This window comes from Paenibacillus pseudetheri (assembly GCF_924513355.1).
Lineage (GTDB): Bacteria > Bacillota > Bacilli > Paenibacillales > Paenibacillaceae > Paenibacillus_AQ > Paenibacillus_AQ pseudetheri.
The window spans coordinates 1-816 of record NZ_CAKMAB010000098.1 but is presented as its reverse complement, the minus strand read 5'-3'; the positions used below and the strand labels follow the sequence as shown (position 1 = coordinate 816).

The following is an 816-nucleotide window of genomic DNA, read 5'->3' as shown; positions in this document are numbered from 1 at the left end:
TAAGAGCAAGCTCTTAGGTTTAGGCTGTTCCGCGTTCGCTCGCCGCTACTGACGGAATCACTATTGTTTTCTCTTCCTCAGGGTACTTAGATGTTTCAGTTCCCCTGGTCTGCCTCTACATCTCCTATGTGTTCAGAGATGAGTAACTGCGAATTACCACAGCTGGGTTTCCCCATTCGGACACCCCCGGATCAAAGCTTGCTTACAGCTCCCCGAGGCAGTTTCGTTGTTCGCCACGTCCTTCGTCGGCTCCTGGCGCCTAGGCATCCTCCGTGTGCTCTTATTAGCTTAACCTCAATTTTCTCCGGAGGAGAAATATTGCACATTGAATGAATTCAACATACTTTACTTCTTTCGGATTCCATTGTATTCACTAATAACATTTACTTGTTTGCACAAGTTGCTAAAAGATGTTCTAAAACGCAAATTCGTTTCGGTATCCAGTTTTCAAGGATCAAGTTTAAAGAAGGTATTGAATTAAAAGTTATGGTGGAGCCAAGCGGGATCGAACCGCTGACCTCCTGCTTGCAAGGCAGGCGCTCTCCCAGCTGAGCTATGGCCCCATAAAAGGATATAACGTCATATGGTGGGCCTTGGTGGACTCGAACCACCGACCTCACCCTTATCAGAGGTGCGCTCTAACCAACTGAGCTAAAAGCCCATATAACATATATAATATTGTGAATCAACCAAAGAATGGTTGTCCGCTTGGCGGCGTCCTACTCTCCCAGGACCCTTCGGTCCAAGTACCATCGGCGCTGGAGGGCTTAACGGTCGTGTTCGGGATGGGTACGTGTGGAACCCCTCCGCTATCGC

Annotated in this window: 2 tRNA genes and 2 rRNA genes; all 4 read right to left on the bottom strand. The window is 48.4% G+C overall.

Annotated features, from left to right (window positions below):
* A 23S ribosomal RNA gene (locus L1028_RS31055) occupies positions 1-294 on the bottom strand; the annotation flags it as partial.
* 193 nt (positions 295-487) lie between these two features.
* Positions 488-563, bottom strand: a tRNA-Ala gene (locus tag L1028_RS31050).
* Positions 564-584: 21 nt separating this feature from the next.
* Positions 585-661, bottom strand: a tRNA-Ile gene (locus L1028_RS31045).
* A 45-nt stretch (positions 662-706) separates the two neighbouring features.
* A 5S ribosomal RNA gene (rrf, locus tag L1028_RS31040) occupies positions 707-816 on the bottom strand; the annotation flags it as partial.